The organism is Leptolyngbya sp. FACHB-711, from assembly GCF_014695615.1.
In the GTDB taxonomy this organism is placed as follows: domain Bacteria; phylum Cyanobacteriota; class Cyanobacteriia; order Elainellales; family Elainellaceae; genus Leptolyngbya_A.
In genome coordinates, this window is the sequence record NZ_JACJOR010000431.1 from 1 (window position 1) to 7,565 (window position 7,565).

Genomic DNA, 7,565 nt, shown 5'->3' on the forward strand with positions numbered 1-7,565 from the left:
GATCACGCTTGTCGTTTTGTATGCTTCAACTTGGCTGGGAAACGCATAGCCTGCACTGCCATAACCAACAGGTAAACTGCGCATCCCAAAACAGCCGCCCGGATAGCTGAGGGCAATAATGCGATCGAGTGGGGCACTACGAATAATCACAGGTCCGCCTTCCAGAATCAGGTACAGCACCTCAATGTAGGAATCGGGACGGAACGCGGTGTAAACCAATCGATTGGAATAGATCTTTTCGGCAACCAGAGTCTCGACCGGAAGGTGTGCTGCCAGCCATTTCTTATCCAGATTCTTGAACAGGTAATTCTGTTGAACCAGGATGTCTAGCAGGTTGCGTTCGGTGCGCTTGCCCATCGCCCAAAGTGCCAGTCTGAAGGTCAGATTTGCCGCTCAACTATCTACCCATCATCGCATCTTCAGGGGGCGGCTTCAAGGGACTCTGCTCTTGACATAAATTCTGGCTGAATTACAATTCAATTGAAATTCAATTTCGTTTCATCCAAGCAGCTCAGAAACATTAGCCAGCAAGATTAGAAGGATTGGAGAGCCTGCATGACTCATTTGATTGATCCTCAACTGCTTGATTACACCGAGCGTGAAACGGCTTCACAGTGGCTCAGCGATCGGACGATGCGCACTACAATCCCAGCAAAATCGTTCGCCTCAGCTTCTATGAGGATCGGCATTGTGGGTGGTGGGCTGAGTGGCGTTATGGTTGCTGTTCATCTACTGAAACAGGCAACTAACCCTCTAGAGATTTTTTTGATTGATCAAAATTCGATCGGTGAAGGAGTCGCGTACGGAACCAGGCAGGATTGCCATCTGCTTAATGTTCCTGCCGGTAAGATGAGCTTCTTTGCGGATCAGCCAAATCATTTCCTGCACTGGCTCCAGCACAATTTCTCGTCCGATGCTGATATTGCTGCTTTCGTTCCCCGCCGAATTTATGGGGAATATATTCAGTCGGTGCTACAGGATGCAGTCAGGTATTCCTCGATCGCTCATTTACGATGTCATAGAGATATCGTCACGGCAATTCATCCCCAGCAATCTCAGCTAGAACTTGTTTTACAAACCGGAATCTCTCTCGTTGTCGATCGCGTTGTTCTTGCTTTTGGCAATCCACCACCTCGTAACCCGGCGATATCAGATTCTCGTTTTTATGAGAGCGATCGATATGTGAGATCAGCCTGGAATGAAGATTGGCTCAGCCGTTTATCCTCCTCAGCCTCCGTTCTCCTGATTGGGTCAGGGTTGACGGCGATCGATCAGGTAATGACCCTGAAGCAGCGCGGACACTGCGGAGCAATTCATCTGGTTTCCCGTCGGGGTTTAATCCCCCAATCACACCAATTGGTTCCGGCTTACAACGTTTCTTTGCCTGAAGGCAGGACAGTGCGATCGCTCTGGCGATGGGTGCGGCAGGAAGTCGACCGGGCAAGACTTCAGGGGTATGACTGGCGATCGGTCATGGATGCACTGCGCCCCCAAACAGAATCGCTCTGGCAGCGTTTGTCCCTAGAAGAACAGCGTCGCTTTTTGCGGCATCTGCGTCCCTACTGGGAGGTGCATCGACATCGAGTTGCGCCCACGATTGCCCAGGAATTGAATCAATTGCTGCATACTAGACAACTTCAGATCCATGCCGGACGTATTCAAGCTTTCCACGAAACGCGATCAGAGGTGACCACAGTCATTCGCAAACGCGGAAGTCAGGATTTGATCGAGGTGCGATCGCATCTGGTGTTGAACTGTACTGGTTCTGAATGTGACTATCGCCAAGTTAATAGTCCTCTGATTGAACAGCTTCTGGCTACAGGACTTGTTTGTTCTGATCCGCTTCATCTGGGCTTAGCAGTTGCAGAAAATGGGGCATTGATCGATGACGAGGGCAGGATCTCTCAACAAATTTTTACGATTGGTTCTCCCCGAAAGGGCAATTTTTGGGAAACCACTGCTGTTCCAGAAATTCGCATCCAAGGGCAGCGAGTTGCCCAGACGCTCCTCAAATCCTTTACCAATAACAAATCTAAGTTCAGCGGCAACGAAGCAGTTTCTTCCGATGAAGCAATTGATTACCGAAAGAAAGTGATAGCCTGCGACCACTAACTTGCGATCTCTAATTCAAGCCAGATCGAATTGAAAAACGCTTGCAATTGCGATCGCACTATGGCATAGTGCTGTTTATGCAAATATCGGTAACCCTACCAAATTACCGTAGATTCGTTTCTGGCTCTTCCTTAGTTCAGGATTGCTTTAAGGTCAATACAAAGCAAGTTTCCTGGAAGAAAAAGGTTGATTCAGCATCAAGAACACTTCCCCAAAGGACTTGATTTACAGCCTTAAATTGATTGGTTTTGAACAGATTGATTTGTACAGCTCGATCGCAATAGCGCACATTAGTTGGACTTCAAGCAACGTTTAAGGCTTCTTACTCAGACTTAACTTCTTCTGGAAATTCTCATGTGGCGATGGTTTGATTCTCTTACGGTAAAGCTTTTCTCTGGCGCATCCCGCTGCTATCAAGCAATGACACCCTCCAGGATGCGCCTTTCCCCTACCCGACGCTTCTTCTTGCTCATGGTAGTAAGTTTGGGCTTAAGTCTGGCGGTCGCTGCCTGCACGGCTCCCAGTGCAACCAATCGCCCTACAAATGCGCCTGCGGCTCCTGCGGCCACCAACTCGGTCGTGAGAATCGGTTATCAGAAGTCGGCAACGGCTCTGAATCTCCTTAAAAGTAGGGGTGATTTGGAGAAACGCCTGCAATCAGAAGAAACAACCGTCGAGTGGAACGAGTTTGCTGCGGGACCGCAAATGCTGGAAGCGTTGAACGTGGGCAGTATCGACTTTGCCTACACGGGAGAAACGCCACCTGTTTTTGCTCAGGCAGCAGGCGCACCGCTGGCTTACGTTGCCTATGAGCCATTGGGTGGAGCCGCAGAAGCAATTTTGGTTCGCAAAGATTCACCAATTCAAAGCGTGGCTGATTTAAAGGGCAAGAGAGTCGCGCTCAACAAAGGCTCCAACGTCCATTATCTGCTGGTAAAAGCGTTGGAGGAAGCAGGTTTGAGCTATACCGATGTGCAAACAGTGTTTCTGCCGCCGGGTGATGCGCGTCCTGCTTTTGAGCAAGGTGGTGTGGATGCCTGGGTAATTTGGGATCCGTTTTTTGCCGCGACCGAAAAGGCACTTGGTGCAAGAGTCCTTCGTGACGGCAAAGGCATTGTGGCAAACCATGGTTTCTTCCTGTCCACCCAGAAGTTTACAAGCGAACAGCCTGCTTTGGTAAAAGCTGTTGTGGATGAACTGACGAAGGTAAGCGATTGGGCAAAAGGGAATGCTAATGAAGTAGCGCAGTTTCTTTCAGCGGAACTAAAGATCGATAAAGCGTCATTGGATCTGGCAGAAACGCGACGAGGATACGGTGTTAAACCGATCGATTCCCAAGTGGTGAATGGTCAGCAGCAAATTGCAGATACATTCTACAAGCTGAAGCTAATTCCCAAATCAATCAACATTAATGATGCTGTGTGGAAAGGTTAAGAACTTGTTTGAGAAGTGAAAATTCTGCATTGCCCCCTAAATTCCACTAGGAAACTTCGAACCGATCAGCAAGTGCAGTTTCCCAGAATTAGATAGCTAGAAAGGCAGTTTGGATCAGCACACCACCTTCTCAAATAAATTCTGAATGACTTGACTCACTCAGGCTAACTCAATTGCTGCAACATTTGGTCGTCAAACGAATTTGAGGCATTTTCGATGAATGTACTTTGGTTTATTCCCACTCACGGAGATGGTCGTTATTTAGGCACCTCGGTCGGCGGCAGAGCGATTACGCCCGAATACCTGCGCCAATTAGCAGGCGCGATCGACTCACTGGGCTACTTCGGGGCACTGCTTCCCACGGGCAAATCCTGTGAAGATGCCTGGATTACAGCTGCGTCTTTAGTTCCGGTGACGAAGCGAATGAAGTTTCTGGTGGCGATTCGTCCCGGTTTGACTTCTCCTGGCGTTGCGGCTCGGATGGCAGCTACATTCGATCGCCTGTCTCAAGGTCGCTTACTGATTAACGTCGTGACAGGTGGCGACTCCGCAGAAATGGCAGCAGACGGTGTGCATCTCGGCCACAGCGAACGCTATGAGCTAACGGATGAGTTTCTATCGGTTTGGCGCGAAGTGATGCAGGGTGAAACCGTTAACTTCCAAGGTCAACACCTGGATGTGCGAAACGGCAGACTGCTATTTCCCCCAGTGCAAACACCCTATCCACCGCTGTATTTTGGGGGATCTTCTGCGATCGCCAAACAGGTTGCCGCAAAGCACGTCGATCTCTATCTCACTTGGGGCGAACCGCCTGCACAGGTTGCAGAAAAAATCAGCGAGGTGAAGCGATTGGCAGCCGAGCAGGGACGCACCCTCCGATTTGGAATTCGGCTACACGTTATTGTCCGTGAAACGACAGCGCAAGCCTGGGATGCAGCCAATGATTTGATTAAATATCTAGACGATCAGACGATCGCAGCAGCACAAGCAGCCCTGGGTAAAGCCGAGTCAGAAGGACAGCGTCGGATGTTACAGCTTCACAACGGTAAGCGTGACAGCCTGGAGGTCAGCCCTAATCTTTGGGCAGGCGTTGGTCTAGTACGGGGTGGTGCGGGAACTGCTCTGGTTGGTGATTCGGATACGATCGCAGCAAGAATGCAGGAGTATGCCGATCTTGGCATTGACACCTTTGTGCTGTCCGGCTATCCCCATCTGGAAGAGGCATATCGCTTTGCCGAACTTGTTTTTCCGAAACTGCCGCTGGAGAATGTACCGCTGTTGGCTCCCAGTCGTTATATGAGCCCGATCGGGGAAATTATGGCCAACGACAAGCTCCCCGTCAGTCCCAGCTAGAGAAGTATCTTGTGTTTTGCATTCCCCTCTAAATTCCCCATTTGTTGATTGCTGCTTTGAAAGCGCAAGGGGGAGACTTTGAAAATTTTAGGAGTTGCTTGTCATGTCGAAGGTTGTTCTAATTGGTGGAAGTCCGGCGCATCCCTCCCGAACCTACGCAGTTCTAGAGTACGCTCAGAAGATTCTTGACCGTGAACAGATTGATCACCAGATTGTCTCCGTTCGAGACATCAATGCGGAGGCTCTGCTGTTTGCTAAATTTGATCACCCGGATATCAAGCAGGTTGTTGCTGCGATCGAATCTGCTGATGCAGTCATTATCTCTACACCCGTCTATAAAGCCGCTTATACAGGCGTATTAAAGGCATTACTCGATTTGCTGCCGCAGAATGCACTCTCTCGTAAAGTCATTCTTCCAATCGCAACAGGAGGCACGATCGCTCACCTTTTGTCGATCGACTACGCACTGAAGCCCGTTCTCTCCACACTGGGTGCAAGAAGTATTCTCGCAGGTGTGTACATTGTGGATTCGCAATTACAAAAGCAAGACAGCGGCGAATACCAGTTTATTGATAGCGAAATTGAGCAGCGTTTGCAAAATTCTGTGTATGAGCTGGTTTCAATCATTCAACCTACTCGCTTCGCGGTTGGCGCAGGTCGTTAAATAACGATTGTGAACCTAAACTGCAAACATTCTCTTCCACTTTACCTATCTCATTAATCCGATCGCCCCCCATGAAAACGTTCAGTCGATTCATCGATCTCAAAGCAATCCGTCGCCGCTTTACGGCTAAATATCTACCCGGATTTGCGGCTCTATTTTCCGTTGCGCTTAGTCTAGTGCTGGTCGTTAGCAGTTGCAGTAGTCAAACGGCTCAGACGGCTCCAGATGGCTCGGCTGCTGCTAAACCTGACACAATTAAAGTGGATTATGCTTACTACAATCCAGTAAGCCTAGTTCTCAAAGAAAAAGGCTGGCTGGAGGAGGAGTTAGCGAAGGATAATGTCAAAGTAGAATGGACTCAGAGCGTCGGCAGCAACAAAGCTCTAGAATTCCTCAATAGCCGCAGTATTGATTTTGGCTCAACCGCAGGGGCAGCTGCACTGCTTGGAAAAGCGAATGGAAATCCTATCAAAGCAGTGTACGTTTACTCGAAGCCAGAGTGGACGGCTCTCGTAACGCGGGCAGATTCCCCAATCAACAAAGTTGAGGATTTAAAGGGAAAGCGTGTTGCAGCAACCAAAGGAACTGATCCTTACATCTTTTTGCTACGTGCTCTAGATGAAGTTGGGCTCTCTGAGAAAGACATTGAACTGGTTCCACTTCAACATACAGACGGTCGAGCGGCTCTGGAGCGGGGCGATGTTGATGCCTGGGCAGGACTCGATCCCCACATGGCAAAAACGGAGCTAGAGAAAGGATCTCGCCTGTTTTATCGCAACCCAAACTTCATTAGTCAAGGCGTTCTGAACGTGCGGGAGGCATTTGTTCAGGAATATCCTGCTTATGTGGAACGAGTGATCGCAGCCTACGAAAAGGCGCGGCTGTGGGCGATCGACAATCCTAGTGAATTGAGGGCAATTCTGACGAAGGAAGCCAAGTTGAGCGATGCAGTGGCAGCAAAGCAGCTTGGGCGAACCGATTTATCGAACTCTACGATCGGCGATAGTCAAAGAACCGTGATTACAGCCGCCGGAGATGTACTGAAAAAGAGCGGTGTAATTCAGTCTTCGATAAACGTGGAGCAAGTTGCAACAGACTTAATCGATCCAGAATTTGTGAAAAAAGTGGTCAAGCCTTAGAACAGCTTTTCAAATTTTCCAGTGAATCTTTCCAGTGAATCTTCAACGGGTTTGCCCATGAATCGTTTTGCTGCACCGGCGTTGCGCATCTTCAATCGAGTTCCTTCTCAAAGTCAGTCGTCTTCCAGTGGATGGGTTGGACTGCTCATTCCAACAATTTTGCTTGTCCTCTGGGAGATTTTCTCTGCGGCGAGTGTCTTTCCTCCAAATCTGTTGCCTGCGCCTTCTACGATCGCCTTTACCCTTCTGGGCCTCACGTTGTCCGGAGAGCTATTCGAGCACATCACCGTAACTTTCTATCGGGTATTGCTCGGATTTTTCCTCGGAGCATTCGCCGCAACGATTCTGGGATCATTCACTGGCTATTCTCGTGTAGCTTATCGCTTGCTTGATCCACTGCTTCAGGCGTTGCGTAATATTCCCTCTCTCGCCTGGGTTCCCTTATTCATTCTCTGGTTGGGCATCTATGAATCTTCTAAGATTACCCTGATTGCTGTAGGCGTATTCTTCCCCGTGTATCTCAATCTGATGACTGGAATTCAGCATGTCGATCGTAAATTAGTTGAGGTCGGTAAGGTTTATCGGCTCAGCCAATTCAAGCTCATCTGGCGTGTGTTTCTGCCTGCAACACTGCCTACCTATGTTGTGGGACTGCGGAGCGGATTGGGACTAGGCTGGATGTTTGTCGTTGCAGCAGAAATTATGGGAGCCAGCAGCGGACTGGGCTATTTACTAGTAGACGGACAAACGACGGGGCGACCAGACATCATTATCGCTAGCATTCTCCTGTTTGCGCTCTGCGGCAAATTAACAGATCTGCTGTTAGCGGCGATCGGCAAGCGGTTTTTAAGCTGGCAAGATTC

Annotated in this window: 6 protein-coding genes and 1 pseudogene; 6 read left to right on the forward strand and 1 reads right to left on the reverse strand. The window is 49.3% G+C overall.

All coding sequences use genetic code 11. The features are described 5' to 3' along the window. A pseudogene (locus H6F80_RS19155) lies at positions 1–357 on the reverse strand (Crp/Fnr family transcriptional regulator); the annotation flags it as partial. 198 nt (positions 358–555) lie between these two features. On the opposite strand from H6F80_RS19155, the gene H6F80_RS19160 reads away from it, so the two are divergent. From H6F80_RS19160 to H6F80_RS19185, 6 genes are all read left to right on the forward strand, one after another. After that, positions 556–2,112 carry an FAD/NAD(P)-binding protein gene (locus H6F80_RS19160; RefSeq protein ID WP_190793123.1) on the forward strand — a complete coding sequence of 519 codons (1,557 nt, stop codon included), beginning with the start codon at positions 556–558 and terminating at the stop codon, positions 2,110–2,112. A 420-nt stretch (positions 2,113–2,532) separates the two neighbouring features. Beyond that, complete coding sequence (locus H6F80_RS19165) at positions 2,533–3,546, forward strand: sulfonate ABC transporter substrate-binding protein (RefSeq protein WP_190793128.1); 1,014 nt, start codon at positions 2,533–2,535, stop codon at positions 3,544–3,546. Positions 3,547–3,762: 216 nt separating this feature from the next. After that, positions 3,763–4,899: an FMNH2-dependent alkanesulfonate monooxygenase gene (ssuD, locus tag H6F80_RS19170; protein WP_190793124.1), complete on the forward strand. Its 1,137-nt coding sequence runs from the start codon at positions 3,763–3,765 to the stop codon at positions 4,897–4,899. 103 nt (positions 4,900–5,002) lie between these two features. After that, positions 5,003–5,563: an NADPH-dependent FMN reductase gene (gene ssuE, locus H6F80_RS19175; protein ID WP_190793125.1), complete on the forward strand. Its 561-nt coding sequence runs from the start codon at positions 5,003–5,005 to the stop codon at positions 5,561–5,563. Positions 5,564–5,634: 71 nt separating this feature from the next. Then, positions 5,635–6,702: an aliphatic sulfonate ABC transporter substrate-binding protein gene (locus H6F80_RS19180; protein WP_190793126.1), complete on the forward strand. Its 1,068-nt coding sequence runs from the start codon at positions 5,635–5,637 to the stop codon at positions 6,700–6,702. 57 nt (positions 6,703–6,759) lie between these two features. After that, positions 6,760–7,565 (forward strand): ABC transporter permease (locus tag H6F80_RS19185; RefSeq protein WP_190793127.1); only part of this gene is annotated, 806 nt, incomplete at its 3' end.